Genomic DNA, 20,620 nt, shown 5'->3' with positions numbered 1-20,620 from the left:
GATTACTCCTCGATGCCGAGCTTGGCCTTGACCAGCGCCTGAACGGCCTGCGGATTGGCCTTGCCGCCCGTCGCCTTCATGACCTGGCCGACGAACCAGCCGGCCAGTGTCGGCTTGGCGAGAACCTTGGCGACCTGATCGGGATTGGCAGCGATGATCTCGTCGACGGCCTTCTCGATGGCGCCGGTGTCCGTCACCTGCTTCATGCCGCGGGATTCGACGATCTCGGCCGGGTTACCGCCCTCGTTCCAGACGATTTCGAACAGGTCCTTGGCGATCTTGCCGGAGATCGTGCCGTCCTTGATGAGATCGATGATGCCGCCGAGCTGATCGGGCGAAACCGGAGTCTCTTCAATGGCTTTGCCGTCCTTGTTCAAGGCACCCAGCAAGTCGTTGATGACCCAGTTGGCGGCAATCTTGCCATCGCGGCCGGCGGCCACGGCCTCGTAATAGTCGGCAATCGCCTTTTCCGAGACGAGCACCGAGGCGTCGTAGACCGAGAGGCCCAAATCCTTGACGAAACGGATCTTCTTGTCGTCGGGCAGCTCCGGCAGATCGGCGAGCAGCGACGCGACGAACGCATTGTCGAATTCCAGCGGCAGCAGGTCCGGATCGGGGAAGTAGCGGTAGTCGTGCGCGTCTTCCTTCGAGCGCATGGAGCGCGTCTCGCCCTTGCCCGGATCGAAAAGACGGGTTTCCTGGTCGATGGAACCGCCATCCTCCAGAATGCCGATCTGGCGGCGGGCTTCGTATTCGATGGCCTGGCCGATGAAGCGGATGGAGTTGACGTTCTTGATTTCGCAGCGCGTGCCGAAACCTTCGCCCGGACGGCGCACGGAGACGTTGACGTCGGCGCGCATGGAGCCCTCGTCCATGTTGCCGTCGCAGGTGCCGAGATAGCGCACGATGGAGCGCAGCTTCGTCATATAGGCCTTGGCTTCATCCGACGAGCGCATGTCCGGCTTGGAGACGATCTCCATCAGCGCGACGCCCGAACGGTTGAGGTCGACATAGGACATGGTCGGATGCTGGTCGTGCATCGACTTGCCGGCGTCCTGCTCGAGATGCAGGCGCTCAATGCCGATCTCGATGTCCTCGAAATTGCCCTGACGGTCGGGGCCGAGCGAGATGACGATCTGGCCCTCGCCGACGATCGGATCCTTGAACTGCGAAATCTGGTAGCCTTGCGGCAAGTCCGGATAGAAGTAGTTCTTGCGGTCGAAGATCGAGCGATGGTTGATCTGCGCCTTCAGGCCCAGGCCGGTGCGCACGGCCTGCTTGACGCATTCCTCGTTTATGACCGGCAGCATGCCGGGCATGGCGGCATCGACGAGCGATACATTGGCGTTCGGCGCCTTGCCGAATTCCGTCGAGGCGCCGGAGAACAGCTTCGAATTCGAAAGGACCTGCGCGTGCACCTCCATGCCGATGATGACTTCCCAATCGCCGGTGGCGCCGGGGATGAAGCGTTTCGGATCAGGGGTGCGGACGTCGACGAGGGTCATTTTCGGCTCTTGCTGTGGTGTCTTCGGTGCTGTCTCGGTAGAACATATGGGCAGGCGGCGCAAGGTTTTCAGCGGATGCGCAGCACCGTCGTTAGCCAAGTCGCAAGGATGGCCGGCTAAAACCGCATCATGAACACGACGACAGCGCTTCTGATCATTTTCCTTCTCCTCAACGTCGTGACGTTCTGCCTTTTCTGGCGGGACAAAGATGCGTCGCGGAATGGCGGCTGGCGTGTTTCCGAAGCAAGCCTGCTGCAATTCGCCTTCTTCGGCGGCAGTCTCGGCGCCGTTGCCGCGCAACGCCTGCTGAGGCACAAGACGCGCAAGGAACCGTTTCGCTCATATTTGATGACGATCCTGATTCTGCACGCCGTTCTTGCCCCCATGGGGCTCATTTTTGGCCCCACCATCGTCCACATGCTGCAAGCCGGCTGACATCCCTCCGCCCGGCCCGTGTTGACATGCGGCACGATTCGTAACTATTATTGTTACATGAAAAGAAACAGCCGCCTTTCCGCCGTGCTCCACGCACTCATGCATATGGCCGAACGCGAAATGCCGATGACCTCGGACGATCTCGCGCTCTGCCTCGATACCAATGCCGTCGTCGTACGCCGCACCATGGCCGGGCTTCGCGATGCCGGCATCGTGCAATCCGGCCGCGGCCATGGCGGCGGCTGGCATTTTGCCAAGCCACTGTCCGATATCTCGCTGCTCGACATCTACAACGCGCTCGGCGAGCCGATCGTCTTCCAGATCGGCCCGGCGACGGAAATGCCGGGCTGCGTGGTCGAAAAATCCGTCAACCGGGTGATCGGTGATGCCCTGAAGGATGCCGAGGCGATCCTGATGGCGCGTTTTGCCGGCACGACGCTCGCCGATCTCGCCGCCGATTTTCGGGTGGCGGCAAAGCATTGCCGGGCCGATACCGGCTGACGGCAGCCAAATCCCAAAACCTGCATTGAACGCCCTGCAGCCACCGGGCGAACGGTGCCGCACGTTCCATCGAAAGGATCCACCATGACCGAAGATGCCATCATCATCGGCGGGGGCTTTGCCGGCCTGTCCGCCGCCATGCAGCTTGCCCGCGCCCGCCGCCGCATCACCATTCTGGACACCGGCCTGCCGCGCAACCGCTTTGCCGCCCATTCGCACGGCCTCCTCGCGCAGGATGGGCGGCCGGGCGGCGACATCCTCGCCGATGCCCGCCGCCAGCTTGCCGCCTACGAGACCGTCACTTTCCGCGATGTGCCGGCCGAAAGGCTGGACGGAGAGCGGGACGCCTTTTCGGTGATGACAGGCGACGGCGGGCGGATCGACGCGCGTCGCGTGCTGCTCGCCACCGGCTTCGAGGATCAGCTGCCCGATATTCCCGGCCTTGCGGAACGCTGGGGCAAGACGGTGCTGCATTGCCCCTATTGCCACGGCTACGAGGTCGGCGGCGGGCCGGTCGGCGTGCTGGCGCGCACCTCCGAGGCCGCACGTTTTGCGGCGGTCGTCGCCGACTGGGGCAATGTCACGCTCTTCACCAATGAAGTCCCGGAGCCCGACGAGAAGGATCTGGCCGTGCTCGAGGCGCGGAATGTGAAACTCCGCCCCGGCCGTGTCACCGCCATCTCGGATGGTCCCCGCGGCCTGCTGTCCGTCGAGACCGGCCCCGGCATTCCCACCCTCGTCAAGGCGCTGTTCGTTGCACCCGAAGCGCGGGTGCGCAGCACGATCCCGGATGATCGCGGCCTGAAATTGAAGGAAACGCCGATCGGCAACATTCTGCACACCGACGATATGGGCCAGACCTCCCTGCCCGGCCTCTACGCAGCCGGCGATATCGCGCTCGGTGCGGCCAATATCTCGCTCGCCTCGGCCAACGGCGTGAAGACCGCCGTCTTCCTGCACCACTCGCTGATCTGGCCCGCGCATTGACCTTTACGGACGCGCCGGCTATTTCGGGGCGTCCGTAAATGGAGTTTTGATGTCCAACTCGTCTGAGACCTGCTGAGGGCCCTGCCCGCATCACGCTTGCGCGCAGGGTCGAAAAAACGCTGAACCCTGCCACCCCTTCGGTGGCGGATCGTTTTTTCGCGTTCATTCGAACGCCCGACGGACACTCAAGACAATGGACATTTCGCGCGCCGAACAGCGCATTCTCCACCTGCTCGCCCAGGGCGGCAGGATCGACATCGAAAAAGACGACAACCGCAAGATCATCACCGTCGCCTGCATCACACGAGACGGCTGGCGTGCCGGCGGACTCGACCTCGACCTTTTCCGCAAGCTGAAACGCCGGCGCTGCATCGCCTCCTCCGGCGGCAGGCCCTACCGCATCACGCAACGCGGCCTGGTTCTGGTGCGGTCGCAGCTCGACAATCAATGAAAATGGGGCAATGACAGACGGGAGGCGTGGCGAAAGCCGCGCCTCCTCTAAAACCCGCCCGGCCCATAGCCGATCGGTTCATCGGCAACGAGTTGCCGGCGCAGGCCGACCGATTCCACGTCGCGGTCGAGACGTTCGGAATAGTCGACCGAAAGCCAGTTCACCGAATAGCCATGCTTCTGGAAGAAGCCGACGGCGGCCGTGTTGCGCGCATGGGTCTGAAGCCGTGCCGCCTCGAAACCGGCGGCGGCGATTTCCGCCTCCATGGCGGCAAGAAGCGCGGAACCAAGCCCCTTCTTCTGCTGGGGCGGATCGACCCAGAGATCGCTGATCTCGTCGTCCAGCGCCTCGCGCGAAGCCCAACCGGCCAGCACGCCCTCACTTTCGACGACGCTGACGCGCAGCCACTTTTCGACGAGGAATTGCTGGAAGGCATTGCGGGCATGTTCGCTGCGCACCTGAAGATCAACGACACCGACGACGGCCTGCCCCCAGGCTCTCACGCCGATCTCGACGAGTTCCGGAACGTCTTCCCCACGGGCATTGCGAACAGTGATCATGCATCGGCCCTTTCCCAGTCCATGAAAGCATTGCGCAGCCGTCTTGGCGAGGGAGACGAAAGGCTATCCACGGAGATGATAGGGCCGAAAACGAAACCGCCCGATCTTTCGACCGGGCGATCTCTTACTTGTCGCGCAGCTGCACGAGGTCGTTCATCAGGCCTGCCGTCCCGTTGTGGATGGTCAGGCGCTCGACCTTGCAGGCAATGGCTTCGAGAGCTTCCAGCTCCTTCAGCCGCAGCATGACCGGGTTTTCGGCCATCACCTTTGCCGTGTTGAGAAGCGAACGGGTGGCGTTCGTTTCCTCACGACGACGGATGACATTGGCCTCGGCCTGCTTTTCAGCAGCAACCACCTGGTTCAGGATATCGCGCATCTCGCCCGGCAGGATCACGTCCTTGAGCTCGATGGCCGAGACCTCGACCCCGATGGCGGCCATGTCGGCGCGCACCTTCTCGGCGGCTTCCGCATTCACTGTCACCTTGCGTTCCAGGATCTGGTCGAGCGTCAGCGTGCCGAGCGTCTGGCGGAAGGCGAACTGCAGCGCGCGGTACAGCGCATCAGCGAAGTCCTTCACATCAGACACGGCCTTCAGCGGATCGGCGACGCGGTATTCGGCGGAAATGTTCACCCGGATCGTGACCTTGTCACGGGTGAGCAGTTCCTGACCGGTCACGTCGAGCGACTGGCGCTTCAGGTCCACCACACGCACCTGGATCGTCTTGCCGACGTTCCAGAAGGCATGCATGCCCGGCTCCATCATGCGCTGGTGCGTGCCATCGACGAAGAGCAAACCAACCTGACCGTCATTGACGAGGAAGGCGGTCGTCAGCTCCGTGCGGCGGGCGCGCGTCAGCCGGCGCATCAGCTCCGGATCGATGTCGAGCCGTTCCGTCAGGTCGACACGCGCCTCGGTCCACGGACCGGCGGCGTTCCAGACCACGAGCTTCTGGTTCGGCGCCAGCACCGTGTAGAGCTCGCCGTCGCGCTCGACGACCGCGATTTCCCGGGCCGTTGTGCGGATGACCGTCAGTTCACGCTGTGCGACCTCCGGCAGACCATCGAACAACGGCTTCTCGTAGGCCGACGCGAAAACCGGTCGGTTCATATCGTGACGCTCAAGCTCAAGCAGCCCGCGGCGGTTCGGCAGGCTGTGTTCGCCCGCGCCGAAAATGCCGAGAACCGCGCCCTTGTAGAGGGCGAGCACCCGCTCGTTGGCCTTCACGAGGACGCGCTTGCGCCCCAAAATCATATCGAGAAACATCGTCATGGGTCTTACTCCTTCGGTCATACGCTACGTCACGAACCGATTGTCCTTTCGCTAGGGTTGCTGTTTCATCAGCAGCCTTTCCGCCGCCAGTTTCCTTGAACCCTCTGATCGCCCGGGAAACCTGCAGGCGGGGCATGCGAATGCGATGATCCGGAGACCGGCTGACGGCCATCGGCGGCGAGTTTCCGGGAGAGGACCGCGCAGCCTTGCGGCGGGCTTTGGAGCGCTGCTCCATCGCTGGCCGAAAGGCGACTTGATCGTCACCGGCAACCGGACCGCACATGTCCGGCGTCGGGCTTTCCGAAGAGAGACCTTGCGGCCCCACCTCGGTCTGCCGTCCGCAGTCCGGTCCCCGGACCGGATTAAGCGACAGCTTGGAAGGCTGTTGGAGAAGGATTTGAACCTTCGACTTCAGAATCTAAATCTGATGCTCTACCACTGAGCTATCCAATGGAGCAGACAACGGGAATCGAACCCGCGACCTCCGGGCTTCTCGTCCGGCGCTCTACCACTGAGCTAGGTCCGCAAACGGTCTTTCTGGTGCGGGGCATCCGTACACGACGACGGCAGGGCCGCCTCGCGCGGGAGGAGCGAAAAAACTCCATCCGTTGACATTCCGCACCGGCTGAACGACCGGGAGGGCGCGTTTATTCGCGTAATGGAAAAGGTTCAAGCGGAAAACGGCACGCGCAGGTTTCCGTAACGGCAAGTGTTGCCGTTACGACACAACTTTGCGGATGGGTGGTTTATGGGGCGGAGGCGCCCCTTACCACCACTTGGCCGGCGTGAAACGGCCGGCGGCCTGCTCGATGACATGGGCCGTCTTGAAGAGGCTTTCCTCGTCGAACGGCTTGCCAATAAGCTGGAGGCTGAGCGGAAGGCCCTTGTGGTCGAGACCGGCGGGAACCGACAGGCCCGGCAGGCCGGCCATGTTCACGGTGACGGTAAAAATGTCCTGCAGGTACATCTTGACCGGATCCGACGCCAGATCCTCGTCGGCAATGCCGAAGGCCGAGGACGGGGTAGCGGGGGTCAGGATCGCATCGACACCGGCGTTGAAGGCCAGTTCGAAGTCGCGCTTGATCAGCGTGCGGACCTTCTGGGCCTGCAGGTAATAGGCGTCGTAGTAACCGGCCGACAGAACGTAGGTGCCGATCATGATGCGGCGCTTGACCTCGGTGCCAAAACCGGCGGCGCGGGTCTTCTCGTACATGTCGACGATGTCCTTGCCATCGACGCGCAGGCCGTAGCGCACGCCGTCATAACGGGCGAGGTTCGACGATGCCTCGGCCGGGGCTACGATATAGTAGGCCGGCAGGGCGTATTTGGTGTGCGGCAGCGAGATATCGACGATCTCGGCACCGGCGTCCTTGAGCCAGGCGATGCCCTGCTGCCAGAGCGCTTCGATCTCTTCCGGCATGCCGTCGACGCGGTATTCGCGCGGAATGCCGATGCGCATGCCCTTCAGCGACTGGCCGAGCGAGGCTTCGTAATCCGGCACGGGCAGATCGACGGAGGTCGTGTCCTTGGCGTCGACGCTCGCCATCGATTTCAGCATGATCGCGGCGTCACGCACGTCGCGTGCGATCGGGCCGGCCTGATCGAGCGAAGAGGCGAAGGCGACGATGCCCCAGCGCGAGCAGCGGCCATAGGTCGGCTTGATGCCGACGGTGCCGGTGAAGGCGGCGGGCTGACGGATCGAGCCACCGGTATCGGTTGCGGTCGCACCAGCGCAGAGGAAGGCGGCGACGGCAGCAGCCGAGCCGCCGGAGGAGCCGCCAGGCACGAGATCGGCGTTGGAGTTCTGCGCGCGCCACGGGTTCTTGACGGCACCGTAGTAGGACGACTCGTTGGAGGAGCCCATGGCGAACTCGTCCATGTTCAGCTTGCCGAGCATGACGGCACCGTCGTTCCAGAGGTTCTGGGTGACGGTCGACTCATACTTCGGCTTGAAGCCGTCGAGGATGTGGCTGCAAGCCTGCGTATGGATGCCGTCGGTGGCGAACAGGTCCTTGATGCCGAGCGGAATGCCTTCCAGCGCGCCGGCCTTGCCGTCGGCGATGCGGCCGTCGGAGGCTTTTGCCATCTCGCGCGCCTTTTCCGGCGTCACGGTGACATAGGCGTTGATCGCCGGATTGGCCGCTTCGATCGCAGAAAGATACGCGTCCGTCAGTTCGACGGCTTTGATCTCCTTGGCGGAGAGCTTTTCGCGGGCTTCGGCAATGGTGAGGCGAGTAAGGTCGGTCATGGAACTACTTTCGGAAGCGGACGGCGCGGACGGCAAAGGCGGACTTATTCGACGACCTTCGGCACCTGGAAGAAGTTGCGGTCGGTGGCCGGCGCATTGGCGACGACGGCATCGGCCTTGTTGCCGTCATTGACGACGTCCTGGCGCTTGCGCATCTCCATCGGCGTAACGGAGGTCATCGGCTCGACGCCCTCGACATTCACTTCGGAAAGCTGCTCGACGAAGCCGAGGATACCGTTCAGCTCGCCGGTCATGCGGTTTGCCTCTTCCTCGCTGACGGCGATGCGGGCAAGGCGCGCGACGCGCTTCACGGTGGCTAGATCTACGGACATGGATGGTCTCCGACAGGAAATTTCATACCCGCTATACTGACCAAGCCCCGGAGGCGCAACGGGGGAATGGCCCGTTCCACGCCCCCTCGCCCGTTTTCCTGCCGCTTAACGCGTCACCACACCGCCGGACTTCGGCACCTCGATCTTCGAGGATGCGCCATCCATCGCCTGAACGAAGAGATCGGCCGTCTGGTCGATGATGCCGAAGGAACCGTAGTGGCAGGGAATGACCGTGTCGAACTTGAAGAAGCGCTGGCAGGCAAGGGCAGCAACGGCACCGCCCATGGTGAAACGGTCGCCGATCGGCACAAGGCCGATCTCCGGCTGATGCAGTTCGTGGATCAGCGCCATGTCCGAGAAGATGTCGGTATCGCCCATATGGTAGAGTGTCGGCTCGTCCTCGAAATGCAGCACGAGGCCGTTGGCGTTGCCGAGCGAATGGGAGGTGCCGTCTTCGGTGATCTGCGCGGAGGAATGCAAGGCGTTGACGAAGGTCGTGGAGAAACCGTCGAAATGCACGGTGCCGCCGGTATTGCCCATATCGACCTTCTCGACGCCCTTCGCGCCGAGCCAGGCGGCGAGATCGGCATTGGCGAGCACCGTTGCGCCGGTTTCTTTAGCGATCTGGATCGTATCGCCTACATGGTCGCCATGGCCGTGGGTGAGCAAGACGTGCGTGAGGCCTGCGACGGCGTCCTTGCGGGTTGCATCGTCAAAGGCCGGATTGCCGGTGAAGAACGGGTCGATGAGGATCTTCGCCTTCGCCGTTTCGATGCGGAAGGCGGAATGGCCGAGCCAGGTGATTTCCATGATTGTTCTCCATTTGGGATTCGCGAGGCAATATAGTCCCGGTGAAGGGCGTTTCCATCCGTCGCGGGATCGTTATAAGCGTGGCTTTACGAAATTGAGGGAATTCCGCCATGAGCGACGACGACTATATCTATGACGACGTGACAGGCGAATGGCGCCCGGCCTCCGAAATCGCTGCGGAAAAGGCCGCGAAAAACGTGGTGCTCGATGCCGGCGGCAATGTGCTGGCCGATGGCGATTCGGTCGTGCTCATCAAGGACCTGAAGGTGAAGGGCGCCGGCCAGACATTGAAGCAGGGCACCGTCATCAAGACGATCCGCCTCACCGACAACCCGGAAGAAATCGACTGCCGGCACGAGACGATCCGCGGCTTGGTGCTGCGCACCGAATTCGTCCGCAAGCGCTGAGAGGTTCGGCCATGGCGACGCTGACACTGGAAGACCTGGCGCAAAGCCTCCTGCCCGGCCAGCCGATCGCCGGCCTCGACCTCGGCACCAAAACGATCGGGCTCTCGGTGTCCGATCTCGGCCGCCGGCTGGCGACGCCGCGGCCAGTGCTGAAACGGGTTAAATTCACGCAGGATGCGGAGACGCTGCTGGGGTTTGCCGCAAAGGAGAAGGTTGTGGCCTTCGTCATCGGCCTGCCTGTCAACATGGACGGCAGCGCCGGCCCGCGCGTTCAGGCGACGCGCGCCTTTGTACGCTCCATGGCGGATAAAACCGACATCCCCTTCGTCTTCTGGGACGAGCGGCTGTCGACGGTGGCCGCGGAACGCACGCTGATCGAAATGGATGTTTCGCGCAAGAAGCGGGCCGAGCGCATCGATTCGGCCGCCGCCTCCTTCATTCTTCAGGGCGCGCTCGACAGGCTGTCGTCTCTGGCAAGAACAGCCGGCGAAGACTGACGGCGGGCCTGCCACCAGGCCATGATCTGCTTGCGACGGCGAAAAGCGAGAATGGCAAGCACGAAGATACTGTCGACGACGATGGCGCGCAGCACCAGCGGCGGCAGGTCTTCCGGTGGAATACCGAGGATCTGACCATAGATCTGGAACACCAGATCATGCGTCTCGCGCGTCAGCATGAAAAAGCCGAAACTCATGTCGTAATAGGAAAGCCCGTACCAGCTTCCCAGAAACGCGATGGGGCCTGCCCACAGGATCAGGAACCACTTCATGCCGCCCTCCTCTTCGCCGTAAGGAGATCGGCGGCAGCGAAAAGGGCTTCACTGACAGCAACACCCGCCGCAAGCACGACGAGCGGCACCACGATGTCCACCGTGACGCAGGAAAACAGGGTCGTCATGACCGAAATCCGGGCCGTATTGGCCATGGCTTGCACTCACTCGCATGGTTAATACCAAGTGAACGGCACCTTCACCCGTTAACCCACCTCGCGCAACGTAAACCATTCATTAAGGTTAATTTCCACATGGGTGACGATCGACCCGCCTCTTGCCATGGCGCTCGCCGCGTGGAATGAGCTGATATCTCCGCCTCTCCCGATCCGGTTCCATGCTCCCCATCTTCGAAAGCATCCTGCCCGTCTTCCTGCTCGTCGTGCTGGGAGCGTTGCTCAAGCGCTGGCGGATGATCGACCGCGATATGTGGAGCGGGCTCGAACAGCTCGGTTTCTTCGTGCTGTTCCCGTCGCTGCTTTTCACGACGCTTGCCAATGCGGAGTTCTCAGGCATGGCCGCAGGCGATATCGCGCTTGGCTCGATCGGCTCGGTGACCTTCATCGCCTTGGTGCTGGCCTTGTGCTGGCCGCTCTTTCGCGCAGCCGGCGTCGCGGGGCCAACCTTCACGTCGGTTTTCCAGACCTCGACACGCTGGAATGCCTTCATCGCACTCGCCATCGCCGAAAAGCTCTACGGCACGCAGAGCCTCGCGCTGGTCGCCCTGGTGGCCACGCTCATCATCATCCCGATCAATCTCTACAATATCGGCATGCTCGTCTGGTTCGGCGGCGGCACGCGCAGCCTGAAGACTTTTGCGCATAAAATCCTGACCAACCCGATGATCATCGGCTCGGTGCTGGGCGTCGCGATCAACCTGCTCGGGATCGAAATCTACAAGCCCTTGATGCAGACCGTCGAAATGGTGGCGGACACGTCGCTCAGCCTCGGCCTTATCATGGTGGGCGCCGGGCTGAAGCTTGCCGATGCGCTGAAGCCACGCCCGCTGACGCTGCTGCCGGTCGTTCTGAAACTCGTCTTCATGCCGCTGGTGATGACGAGTGCCGCCTATGCGCTCGGCATGCGCGGCGAACAGCTTCTGACGATCGCGATGGGGGCGAGCGTGCCGACGGCGATGAACGGCTATGTGCTGGCCAAGCAGATGGGCGGCGACGCGCCGCTCTACGCCGCCGTCGCAACATTGCAGACGATCGCCTCCTTCTTCACCATTCCGGTGGTGCTGGCGACGACGGCCTATCTGGCCGGCGGATAAAGCAGATCGACGATGTAAGCCGAATCGAAGCGCGAATCGAGCATGCCGTAGGTCGAGCGCCAGCCCGAGGCGAGACGCGTTTCAAGGAAGGCATCGGCAACACGGCCCGCACCGGCGCGGTAGAGCTCGGCCGCAGCGGCGGCGAGCGCCAGCTGCTCGACCAGCATGCGGGCAGCGCCCTCATCCCGTTCGCAGAGCGATAGGCAGGCGCGCAGCACGTCCACCGTCTTCTTGCCGGCCGAACCAAGATCACGGGCAAGCCCGGTGAAGAGGATTTCGAACAGATCCCTGCCCCGGCCGATGACACGCATCAGATCGAGCGCCATGACATTGCCGGAACCTTCCCAGATCGCATTGACCGGCGCCTCGCGGTAATGTCGCGCAATCGGCCGTTCCTCGACATAACCGCTGCCGCCGATGCACTCCATGGCTTCATAGATGAGCGCAGGCGCGATCTTGCAGCACCAGTATTTCACCACCGGCGTCATGATGCGGGCATAGGCGGCATCTTCCGCACTGTCGCGCGCCTTGTCGAAGGCTTCCGCCAGACGCAGCGAAAGGGCGGTGGCGCCTGCAACATCGAGCGCCATGTCGGCGAGCACGCGCGTCATGATCGGCTGTGCGACGAGCGGCTTGCCGAATACCTGCCGGCCACGTGTGTGGTGCACGGCCTCGGCAAGCGAGGCGCGCATGATGCCGGCCGAGGCAAGCGCGCAGTCGAGCCGCGTCAGCGTCACCATGTCGAGGATGGTGCGGATGCCGGCATCGGGCGTGCCCAGCAGGAAGCCGAACGTATCGGAGAACTCCACTTCGGAAGACGCGTTGGAGCGGTTGCCGATCTTGTCCTTCAGGCGCTGGAAGCGCAGGCCGTTGCTGGCGCCGTCCTCGAGCAGGCGCGGCACGAGGAAGCAGCCGACGCCCTCCCGCGTCTGCGCCAGCATGACGAAACCGTCGCTCATCGGCGCCGACATGAACCATTTGTGGCCCGTCAGCCGGTAAATGCCCTCGCCAACGCGCTCGGCCCTGGAGGTGTTGGCGCGCACATCCGTGCCGCCCTGCTTTTCCGTCATGCCCATGCCGATGGTGATGGCACTCTTCTGCATGGCCGGCTTGTTGGTGCTGTCGTATTTGCGCGACAGGATTTTCCGGCCCCATTCGCGCTGCACCTGCGGCGAGGCGGACAGGGCGGCAACCGATGCACTGGTCATCGTCAGCGGGCAGAGATGGCCGCATTCGAGTTGCGCCGTCAGGTAGAAGCGCACGGCGCGCGCCTTGTGCGCCCGGCCCTGCTCCTCGGCGACGTTTTCCCAGAGCGAGGAATGCAGCCCGCTCGCCATCGAGCGGCGCATCAGCGCATGCCAGGCCGGATGGTAGTCGACGACATCGAGACGCTCACCGCGCGGCCCATGGGTGCGCAATTGCGGAGCACTCTCGTTGGCCATGCGCGCCAGTTCCTGCGCTTCGGGCGACGTCACATAGCGACCGATCGCATCGAACTCGTCGCGCAGGCCCTTCGGCATCGCATCGGTGGCATCCACCAGAAGCGGATCGGAGCGATAGGCGTTGATGCCCGACCAGAGCGGCGGCTGGTTGAGATCGGCGAGTTTCTGTTCGGTGTCACGAGTCATGAGCGGGTTCTAGCCCAAGTCGCGAGCGGGCGAAACGGGGCGTTCGGCCGCGCGGCACCGTTGCGAACACAAAAGCGTGGGAATGCGCGAAACGCCGGCCGCTTCGCCTTGCCGCAGCGGAACCGAGGCTCTATAGACCCCGCGTATCCAACGACAGTTGAGGCGGAGTTCCATGGACTTCTTTCCGCATCGCCACCTTCTCGGCATCAAGGGTCTGACAGAGCAGGAGATCACCCTGCTGCTCGACCGCGCCGACGAGGCGGTCAAAATCTCCCGGCAGCGGGAAAAGAAGACGTCGACGCTTCGCGGCCTGACGCAGATCAATCTCTTCTTCGAAGCCTCCACCCGCACGCAATCTTCCTTCGAGCTGGCCGGCAAGCGGCTCGGCGCCGACGTGATGAACATGTCGGTCGGCAATTCCTCGGTGAAGAAGGGCGAAACGCTGATCGACACGGCGATGACGCTGAACGCCATGCATCCCGACGTGCTGGTGGTGCGCCACTCCTCCGCCGGCGCCGCCGCGCTTCTGGCGCAAAAGGTTTCCTGCGCGGTGGTGAATGCCGGCGACGGCCAGCATGAACATCCGACCCAGGCGCTGCTTGACGCGCTGACCATCCGCCGCGCCAAGGGCAAACTCTCGCGTATCATCGTCGCCATCTGCGGCGACGTGCTGCATTCGCGCGTCGCGCGCTCGAACATCCTGCTGCTCAATGCCATGGGCGCCCGCGTGCGGGTCGTCGCGCCGGCCACGCTTCTGCCGTCCGGCATCGCCGACATGGGCGCGGAAGTCTATCACTCCATGGAGGAAGGCCTGAAGGACGCCGATGTCGTCATGATGTTGCGCCTGCAGCGCGAGCGCATGTCCGGCGCCTTCGTGCCCTCGGTGCGCGAATATTTCCACTATTACGGCCTCGACGCGGAAAAGCTGAAGGCGGCCAAGGAAAATGCGCTCGTCATGCACCCCGGCCCGATGAACCGCGGCGTCGAAATCGCCTCCGAGATCGCCGACGGTCCGCAGAGCGTGATCGAACAGCAGGTCGAAATGGGTGTCGCCGTCCGCATGGCCGTCATGGAAATGCTTCTCGTTTCGCAGAACCAGGGTGTCAGCGCATGACCCGCACGACCGTCCTGAAAAATCTCCGCATCATCGATCCCTCGCGCAATCTCGATGAAAAGGGTTCCATCGTCATCGAAAACGGCAGGATTGCCGCGATCGGTGCCGGAGCGCAGAACCAGGGTGCGCCCGAAGGCGCTGAGATCGTCGATGGCCGCGGCATGATCGCCGCCCCCGGCCTGGTCGATGCCCGCGTCTTCGTCGGCGAGCCCGGCGCGGAACACCGCGAGACCATCGAATCCGCCTCGCGCGCCGCCGCGGCCGGTGGCGTCACCACCTTTATCATGATGCCGGATACCGACCCCGTCATCGACGACATCGCGCTGGTCGAATTCGTGTTGAAGAACGCGCGCGACAAGGCGATCGTCAACATCCATCCCGCCGCAGCGCTGACCAAGCACCTTGCCGGCGAGGAGATGACCGAGTTCGGCCTGCTTCAGGCCGCCGGCGCCGTCGCCTTCACCAATGGCCGCAACCCGATCCACAATGCACAGGTGCTGCGTCGCGCCATGACTTATGCGCGCGAATTCGGCAGCGTCATCGCCCTCGAAACCCGCGACAAGCATCTCGGCGCGGGCGGTGTGATGAACGAGGGCCTGCTGGCAAGCTGGCTCGGCCTTTCCGGATCCCCGCGCGAAGCCGAGCTGATCCCGCTAGAACGGGACCTGCGTATCGCCGGGCTGACGCGCGGCAAATATCATGCGGCGCAGATCTCGGTGCCGGAATCGGCCGAGGCTGTGAAGATCGCCCGCGAGCGCGGCGCCAACGTCACCTGCGCTGCGTCGATCAACCACCTGACGCTGAACGAGAACGACATCGGCGAATACCGCACCTTCTTCAAGCTCTCTCCGCCGCTGCGCGGCGAGGACGACCGCAAGGCGATGGTTGATGCACTGGCCCGCGGCGAGATCGACATCATCGTCTCCTCGCACGACCCGCAGGACGTCGACACCAAGCGCCTGCCCTTCGCGGATGCGGCGGATGGCGCCATCGGTCTCGAAACCATGCTGGCGGCAGCGCTGAGGCTGCATCACAGCGGCGAAGTCCCGCTGATGCGCCTCATTGATGCACTCTCGACGCGCCCGGCAAAGATTTTTGGGCTCGACGCCGGCACGCTGGCGCCGGGGGCTGCGGCCGATATCGTGCTGATCGATCCCGACGAGCCCTGGCTTGCCACGAAGGAACGCTTTGTCTCGCGCTCGAAGAACACGCCGTTCGAAGATGCCCGCTTTACGGGACGCGCGGTTAGCACCTATGTTGCCGGCGAACGGGTGCATTCGCTGGGCTGATGCATTTCGGGGCGGAAGGGACGCCGCCCCGCATTAGCCTTACCGGCGCCCGCCGCAATGAAATCTCGGGGGAGAACCACGTGTCCGACATCTTCACCTGGCAATTCGGCGCGCTGCCGACCCTTGCCGCCCTCGCCTTCGGTTATCTTCTCGGCTCCATTCCCTTCGGCCTGATCCTCACCCGCATGGCAGGGCTTGGCGACGTGCGCCAGATCGGCTCGGGCAATATCGGCGCAACCAACGTGCTGCGCACCGGTAACAAGAAGCTTGCCGCCGCGACGCTGCTGCTCGACGCTCTCAAAGGCACCGCTGCTGCGGCTATTGCCTCACGCTGGGGGCTCGATGCTGGGATCGCCGCCGGCTTTGCCGCCTTCCTCGGCCACCTCTTCCCGGTCTGGCTCGGCTTCAAGGGCGGCAAGGGGGTTGCGACCTATGTCGGCCTGCTGCTGGGTCTCGTACCGGTCATGCTCGCGGTCTTCGCGGCCGTCTGGATCGGCCTTGCCTATATCACCCGATACTCTTCGCTTTCAGCACTGGTTGCAACGGCGGCTTCCCCGGTTGTATTGTGGTTTCTCGGTCACGAGAAGGTGGCATTGCTCTTTCTCGTGCTCACCATCATCACCTGGTGGAAACACAGCGCCAATATCAGCCGCCTCCTGAGCGGCACGGAAAGCAAGATCGGCAGCAAGGGGTAGCCATGGACGACCGCAGCGCAAGGACAAGGGGAATTGCGCTGACGGAAAAACAGAGGATCGCCTGGCTGCGGCTCATCCGCAGCGACAATGTCGGTCCGGTCACCTTTCGAGAATTGATCAATCATTTCGGCAGCGCCGAGACCGCGCTGGACATGCTGCCGGAACTGTCCCGCCGCGGTGGTGCCTCCCGCAGCATCCGCGTGGCTTCGAAGGCCGAAGCAGAACGCGAACTGGAAATTGCCGAGCGGCACGGCGCCACGTTCATCGGTATCGGCGAGCCGGACTATCCGCCGCTGCTGCGCCAGATCGACGGTGCTCCGCCGCTTCTTGCCGCCAAGGGCAACCGCAAGGTGACATCGGCACCGGCCGTCGGCATCGTCGGCGCGCGCAACGCCTCGATCTCGGGCATGAAATTCGCAGGGCTTGTGGCGCGGGATATCGGCCGCGCCGGTTACTCCATCGTTTCCGGCCTGGCGCGCGGCATCGATACCGCTGCCCACCGGGCCAGCCTGGAGACCGGCACGATCGCAGCGATGGCGGGTGGCCTCGACAAACCCTATCCGCCGGAAAATATTGGCCTGCTGAATGAACTCACCGATGGCGAAGGCCTCGCCGTCAGTGAAATGCCGTTCGGCTGGGAACCACGCGCCCGCGACTTCCCCCGGCGCAACCGGCTGATCGCCGGCATGGCGCTCGGCCTTGTGGTGGTCGAGGCGGCGGTGCGTTCCGGTTCGTTGATCACGGCGCGCAATGCCGCGGATTTCGGCAGACTGGTGTTTGCGGTGCCCGGTTCGCCGCTCGACCTGCGCTGCGAAGGCACCAACGGCCTGCTGAAGGATGGCGCGACGATCACCACAACGCCCGAAGACGTACTGGAAGGGTTGCGGCCGCTGGCCGAGCCCGATCTCTTCTCCCCTCGCCCCGATGTCCGGGAACCTGCCGAGGATACACCATCGGCCCTGCGACTACCGCCCAGCGACGGCGACCGGGAGAGGATTGCCGGAGCTTTGAGCCAGGTGCCGGCCGAGATCGACGAGATCATCCGCCACACGGGCATCGACGCGGCGACCGTCTATCTCGTTCTCCTAGAACTTGACCTTGCCGGTCGCCTTCAGCGACATGCCGGTGGCGGCGTCTCGATTATGCCGGATTGAGAACGGCCGCTGGCCGGACTGAATGTCACCAGCCTCGACATAGGCCATCTCGATCAGATAGCGCAGCATATCGGCCCCCTCATTGGCGGCGACGGTGCGCAACTCACCCAGCATCTGTCTGATATAGGCGATGTTCTCTTCCGCCGTATGGGGCGGCAAGGCGGGTTTGGCGGGCTTTGGGCTCATGGCGTCTCCCTTGCATCCACGACTCGGAATCATCCAGAAGTTGCGATTCCCATACCTAGGAGACGATACAATGATTATCTGCAATTGCAACAACTGAATACTCTCGCATCAGTTGTAGTTCAGACTACACGGGTTGCATCTATTGGTGCAACACCTAAATTTTCCCTTTTTGATTGCATCGCGTTGCATACCACTAATTTCACCCCTACCTCTTGACCCGAACGCTTTCCCTGTTCATGTCGAAACACGACTTTCCGGCGCGGGATGCGCCCTTCACCGCGTGAGACAAGCCGCGGCGCGTGGTATCAGAGAAAATGACGATGAATGTTGTAGTTGTGGAATCGCCCGCCAAGGCCAAGACGATCAACAAGTATCTTGGCCCTGGCTATAAAGTTCTGGCCTCCTTCGGCCATGTGCGCGACTTGCCGGCCAAGGACGGTTCGGTGCGCCCGGACGAGGATTTCGAAATGTCCTGGGAGGTCGACAGTGCCTCCGCCAAGCGCATGAAGGACATCGCCGACGCGTTGAAGGAGTCCGACGGACTTATCCTCGCAACCGACCCGGATCGCGAAGGTGAAGCGATTTCCTGGCATGTGCTGGACGTGTTGAAGAAGAAGCGCGTCCTTGGCGACAAGCCGGTCCAGCGCGTCGTCTTCAACGCCATCACCAAGTCGGCCGTGCTCGAGGCGATGCGCAACCCGCGCGATATCGATACGCCGCTCGTCGATGCGTACCTCGCTCGCCGTGCGCTTGACTATCTCGTCGGCTTCAACCTCTCGCCCGTGCTGTGGCGCAAGCTGCCGGGTGCCAGGTCGGCCGGCCGCGTGCAGTCTGTCGCGCTGCGCCTCGTCTGCGACCGCGAAGCGGAGATCGAGCGTTTCGTCTCGGAAGAATACTGGAACATCTCGGCGCTCCTGAAGACGCCGCGCGGCGACGAGTTCGAGGCCCGCCTCGTTTCGGCCGAGGGCAAGCGGCTGGCGCCGCGCGCCGTTGGCAATGGCGACGAAGCGACCAACCTGCGCACGCTGCTCGAGGGCGCGGCCTACCGCGTCGAGAGCGTCGAAGCCAAACCCACGAAGCGTAACCCCGCACCGCCCTTCACCACCTCCACACTGCAGCAGGCCGCATCGTCGAAGCTCGGCTTCTCGGCCTCGCGCACCATGCAGGTGGCGCAGAAGCTCTATGAGGGCATCGATATCGGCGGCGAGACGGTCGGTCTGATCACCTATATGCGTACCGACGGTGTGCAGATGGCGCCCGAGGCGATCGACGCCGCCCGCAAGGCCGTCGCCGAGCAGTTCGGCGCACGCTACGTGCCGGAAAAGGCCCGGATCTATTCCACCAAGGCGAAGAATGCCCAGGAAGCGCACGAGGCAATCCGCCCCACCTCCTTCGACCGCACGCCGGATCAGTTGAAGCGCTATCTCGATCCCGACCAGCTGAAGCTCTATGACCTCGTCTGGAAGCGTGGCATCGCGAGCCAGATGGCTTCAGCCGAAATCGAGCGCACGACCGTCGAGATCGAGGCGGACAATGGCGGCCGCAAGGCCGGCCTGCGTGCCACGGGCTCCGTCATCCGCTTCGACGGCTTCATCGCCGCCTATACCGACCAGAAGGAGGACGGCGAGCAGTCCGACGATGGCGACGATGACGGCCGCCTGCCCGAGATCAACGCTCAGGAAAAGCTCGCCAAGCAGAAGGTGAATGCGACCCAGCACTTCACCGAACCGCCGCCGCGCTATTCCGAAGCCTCGCTCATCAAGAAGATGGAAGAGCTCGGCATCGGCCGCCCGTCGACCTATGCCGCGACGCTCGCCACGCTGCGTGACCGCGAATATATCGTCATCGACAAGCGCAAGCTGATCCCGGAAGCCAAGGGCCGCCTCGTGACGGCCTTCCTCGAAAGCTTCTTCACGCGCTATGTCGAATACGACTTCACCGCCGATCTCGAAGAGAAGCTCGACAAGATTTCCGCCGGCGAACTCGACTGGAAGCAGGTTCTCCGCGATTTCTGGAAGGACTTTTTTGCGCAGATCGAGGATACCAAGGAGCTTCGCGTCACCAACGTGCTCGACGCACTCAACGAGGAACTGGCACCGCTCGTCTTCCCGAAGCGCGAAGACGGCAGCGATCCGCGCACCTGCCAGGTCTGCGGCACCGGCAAGCTTTCGCTGAAGCTCGGCAAGTTCGGCGCTTTCGTCGGTTGCTCGAATTATCCGGAATGCAACTTCACCCGCCAGCTTTCAGCCGACAATGGCTCGGACGCCGAAGCCGCCGCCTCCAACGAGCCGCAGAGCCTCGGCAAGGATCCGCATACGGGCGAAGAGATCACCCTGCGCTCCGGCCGTTTCGGACCCTATGTCCAGCGTGGCGACGGCAAGGAGGCGAAGCGTTCGAGCCTGCCGAAGGGCTGGACGCCGGCCAGTATCGACCACGAGAAGGCCGTGGCACTGCTTTCCCTGCCGCGCGATATCGGACAGCATCCGGAATCCGGCAAGATGATTTCGGCGGGCCTCGGTCGTTACGGGCCGTTCCTGCTGCATGACGGTAGCTACGCCAATCTGGAAACCGTCGAGGACGTGTTCTCGATCGGCCTGAACCGCGCTGTCACCGTCATTGCCGACAAGGCCTCGAAGGGTCCTGGCGGTCGCGCGCGCGGCACGCCGGCGGCGCTGAAGACGTTGGGCGATCATCCCGATGGCGGCCCGATCACGGTACGCGACGGCAAATACGGCCCCTATGTCAACTGGGGCAAGGTCAACGCCACCCTGCCGAAGGGCAAGGCCGCCGACAGCGTGACGATGGAAGAAGCCCTCGTGCTGATCGCCGAAAAGGCCGGCAAGATGCCCGCCAAGGGCGGCAAGGCCAAGGCTCCCGCCAAGGCGAAGACCACGAAGGCCGCCAAATCCAGCGAGACCAAGTCCGACGAGACAAAGGCCGCAAAGCCGAAGGCGAAGGCTGCGGCCAAGCCCAAGGCTGCAGCAAAGGCGAAGAAGGCCTGACGAC

The 20,620-nt window shown here is 63.3% G+C and carries 22 protein-coding genes and 2 tRNA genes; 12 read left to right on the top strand and 12 right to left on the bottom strand.

The window, feature by feature from the left end:
• Nucleotides 1–2: 2 nt before the first annotated feature.
• Nucleotides 3–1,505, bottom strand: a complete 1,503-nt coding sequence (gatB, locus tag MUU55_RS10505; RefSeq protein WP_244760703.1) for an Asp-tRNA(Asn)/Glu-tRNA(Gln) amidotransferase subunit GatB — start codon at nt 1,503–1,505, stop codon at nt 3–5.
• Nucleotides 1,506–1,634: 129 nt separating this feature from the next.
• Here gatB and MUU55_RS10500 point away from each other — a divergent pair, with 129 nt between their 5' ends.
• From MUU55_RS10500 to MUU55_RS10485, 4 genes are all read left to right on the top strand, one after another.
• Nucleotides 1,635–1,940 carry a DUF1294 domain-containing protein gene (locus MUU55_RS10500; RefSeq protein ID WP_244760702.1) on the top strand — a complete coding sequence of 102 codons (306 nt, stop codon included), beginning with the start codon at nt 1,635–1,637 and terminating at the stop codon, nt 1,938–1,940.
• Between the two features lie 57 nt (nt 1,941–1,997).
• The gene (locus MUU55_RS10495; protein ID WP_244760701.1) at nt 1,998–2,441 is read left to right on the top strand and encodes an RrF2 family transcriptional regulator; all 444 of its coding nucleotides are present in this window, start codon (nt 1,998–2,000) and stop codon (nt 2,439–2,441) included.
• An 84-nt stretch (nt 2,442–2,525) separates the two neighbouring features.
• Nucleotides 2,526–3,428, top strand: a complete 903-nt coding sequence (locus MUU55_RS10490) for an NAD(P)/FAD-dependent oxidoreductase (RefSeq protein WP_244760700.1) — start codon at nt 2,526–2,528, stop codon at nt 3,426–3,428.
• Nucleotides 3,429–3,621: 193 nt separating this feature from the next.
• Nucleotides 3,622–3,879, top strand: a complete 258-nt coding sequence (locus tag MUU55_RS10485; RefSeq protein WP_117371813.1) for a YjhX family toxin — start codon at nt 3,622–3,624, stop codon at nt 3,877–3,879.
• Nucleotides 3,880–3,926: 47 nt separating this feature from the next.
• Here MUU55_RS10485 and MUU55_RS10480 read toward each other — a convergent pair whose 3' ends face one another.
• The 7 genes from MUU55_RS10480 to MUU55_RS10450 form a co-directional block, all read right to left on the bottom strand.
• Nucleotides 3,927–4,439: a GNAT family N-acetyltransferase gene (locus MUU55_RS10480; protein WP_244760699.1), complete on the bottom strand. Its 513-nt coding sequence runs from the start codon at nt 4,437–4,439 to the stop codon at nt 3,927–3,929.
• A gap of 124 nt (nt 4,440–4,563) precedes the next feature.
• Nucleotides 4,564–5,709: a slipin family protein gene (locus MUU55_RS10475; protein WP_244760698.1), complete on the bottom strand. Its 1,146-nt coding sequence runs from the start codon at nt 5,707–5,709 to the stop codon at nt 4,564–4,566.
• Between the two features lie 382 nt (nt 5,710–6,091).
• Nucleotides 6,092–6,162: transfer RNA gene (locus MUU55_RS10470), tRNA-Leu, on the bottom strand.
• Nucleotides 6,161–6,235 (bottom strand) — tRNA-Ser (locus MUU55_RS10465). Before MUU55_RS10465 ends, MUU55_RS10470 begins: the two co-directional genes overlap by 2 nt.
• Before the next feature lie 240 nt (nt 6,236–6,475).
• The gene (gene gatA / locus MUU55_RS10460) at nt 6,476–7,957 is read right to left on the bottom strand and encodes an Asp-tRNA(Asn)/Glu-tRNA(Gln) amidotransferase subunit GatA (protein WP_244760697.1); all 1,482 of its coding nucleotides are present in this window, start codon (nt 7,955–7,957) and stop codon (nt 6,476–6,478) included.
• A gap of 44 nt (nt 7,958–8,001) precedes the next feature.
• Nucleotides 8,002–8,289 (bottom strand): Asp-tRNA(Asn)/Glu-tRNA(Gln) amidotransferase subunit GatC, encoded by a 288-nt coding sequence (gene gatC, locus MUU55_RS10455; RefSeq protein WP_244760696.1) that lies wholly within the window; start codon nt 8,287–8,289, stop codon nt 8,002–8,004.
• A gap of 105 nt (nt 8,290–8,394) precedes the next feature.
• Complete coding sequence (locus MUU55_RS10450; protein WP_244760695.1) at nt 8,395–9,099, bottom strand: metal-dependent hydrolase; 705 nt, start codon at nt 9,097–9,099, stop codon at nt 8,395–8,397.
• A gap of 110 nt (nt 9,100–9,209) precedes the next feature.
• On the opposite strand from MUU55_RS10450, the gene MUU55_RS10445 reads away from it, so the two are divergent.
• Both MUU55_RS10445 and ruvX read left to right on the top strand, forming a co-directional pair.
• On the top strand, nt 9,210–9,506 hold the full coding sequence (locus MUU55_RS10445) for an alkylphosphonate utilization protein (protein ID WP_244760694.1): 297 nt from the start codon (nt 9,210–9,212) through the stop codon (nt 9,504–9,506).
• 11 nt (nt 9,507–9,517) lie between these two features.
• On the top strand, nt 9,518–10,003 hold the full coding sequence (gene ruvX / locus MUU55_RS10440) for a Holliday junction resolvase RuvX (RefSeq protein ID WP_244760693.1): 486 nt from the start codon (nt 9,518–9,520) through the stop codon (nt 10,001–10,003).
• On the opposite strand, the gene MUU55_RS10435 is transcribed toward ruvX, so the two are convergent.
• Nucleotides 9,949–10,275 carry a DUF6105 family protein gene (locus MUU55_RS10435; protein WP_244760692.1) on the bottom strand — a complete coding sequence of 109 codons (327 nt, stop codon included), beginning with the start codon at nt 10,273–10,275 and terminating at the stop codon, nt 9,949–9,951. The two genes, ruvX and MUU55_RS10435, sit on opposite strands and share 55 nt — an antisense overlap.
• A complete protein-coding gene (locus tag MUU55_RS10430) occupies nt 10,272–10,430 on the bottom strand; it encodes a hypothetical protein (protein WP_244760691.1) in 159 nt (52 codons plus the stop codon). Before MUU55_RS10430 ends, MUU55_RS10435 begins: the two co-directional genes overlap by 4 nt.
• A 182-nt stretch (nt 10,431–10,612) precedes the next feature.
• Between MUU55_RS10430 and MUU55_RS10425 the strand changes: the two genes are divergently transcribed.
• Entirely contained in the window at nt 10,613–11,548 is a 936-nt protein-coding gene (locus tag MUU55_RS10425; protein ID WP_244760690.1) for an AEC family transporter, read from the top strand.
• On the opposite strand, the gene MUU55_RS10420 is transcribed toward MUU55_RS10425, so the two are convergent.
• Nucleotides 11,530–13,176 (bottom strand): acyl-CoA dehydrogenase family protein, encoded by a 1,647-nt coding sequence (locus MUU55_RS10420; RefSeq protein WP_244760689.1) that lies wholly within the window; start codon nt 13,174–13,176, stop codon nt 11,530–11,532. The two genes, MUU55_RS10425 and MUU55_RS10420, sit on opposite strands and share 19 nt — an antisense overlap.
• A 172-nt stretch (nt 13,177–13,348) precedes the next feature.
• Between MUU55_RS10420 and MUU55_RS10415 the strand changes: the two genes are divergently transcribed.
• From MUU55_RS10415 to dprA, 4 genes are all read left to right on the top strand, one after another.
• A complete protein-coding gene (locus tag MUU55_RS10415) occupies nt 13,349–14,290 on the top strand; it encodes an aspartate carbamoyltransferase catalytic subunit (protein WP_244760688.1) in 942 nt (313 codons plus the stop codon).
• Nucleotides 14,287–15,579: a dihydroorotase gene (locus tag MUU55_RS10410; RefSeq protein ID WP_244760687.1), complete on the top strand. Its 1,293-nt coding sequence runs from the start codon at nt 14,287–14,289 to the stop codon at nt 15,577–15,579. The genes MUU55_RS10415 and MUU55_RS10410 overlap by 4 nt, the downstream gene beginning before the upstream one ends.
• A gap of 89 nt (nt 15,580–15,668) precedes the next feature.
• Nucleotides 15,669–16,274 (top strand): glycerol-3-phosphate 1-O-acyltransferase PlsY, encoded by a 606-nt coding sequence (plsY, locus tag MUU55_RS10405; protein WP_244760916.1) that lies wholly within the window; start codon nt 15,669–15,671, stop codon nt 16,272–16,274.
• 2 nt (nt 16,275–16,276) lie between these two features.
• Nucleotides 16,277–17,428 carry a DNA-processing protein DprA gene (gene dprA / locus MUU55_RS10400; protein WP_244760686.1) on the top strand — a complete coding sequence of 384 codons (1,152 nt, stop codon included), beginning with the start codon at nt 16,277–16,279 and terminating at the stop codon, nt 17,426–17,428.
• Here the strand turns inward: dprA and MUU55_RS10395 are convergent.
• Entirely contained in the window at nt 17,360–17,614 is a 255-nt protein-coding gene (locus MUU55_RS10395; RefSeq protein WP_244760685.1) for a hypothetical protein, read from the bottom strand. The genes dprA and MUU55_RS10395 overlap by 69 nt on opposite strands.
• Before the next feature lie 320 nt (nt 17,615–17,934).
• On the opposite strand from MUU55_RS10395, the gene topA reads away from it, so the two are divergent.
• Nucleotides 17,935–20,616 (top strand): type I DNA topoisomerase, encoded by a 2,682-nt coding sequence (topA, locus tag MUU55_RS10390; RefSeq protein WP_244760684.1) that lies wholly within the window; start codon nt 17,935–17,937, stop codon nt 20,614–20,616.
• The last annotated feature ends 4 nt before the right edge of the window (nt 20,617–20,620 follow it).

Origin of the sequence: Shinella curvata (assembly GCF_022899935.1) — a bacterium.
Lineage (GTDB): Bacteria > Pseudomonadota > Alphaproteobacteria > Rhizobiales > Rhizobiaceae > Shinella > Shinella curvata.
Note: the sequence above shows the minus strand (reverse complement) of the source record. Positions and strands in the feature narration are given on the sequence as shown.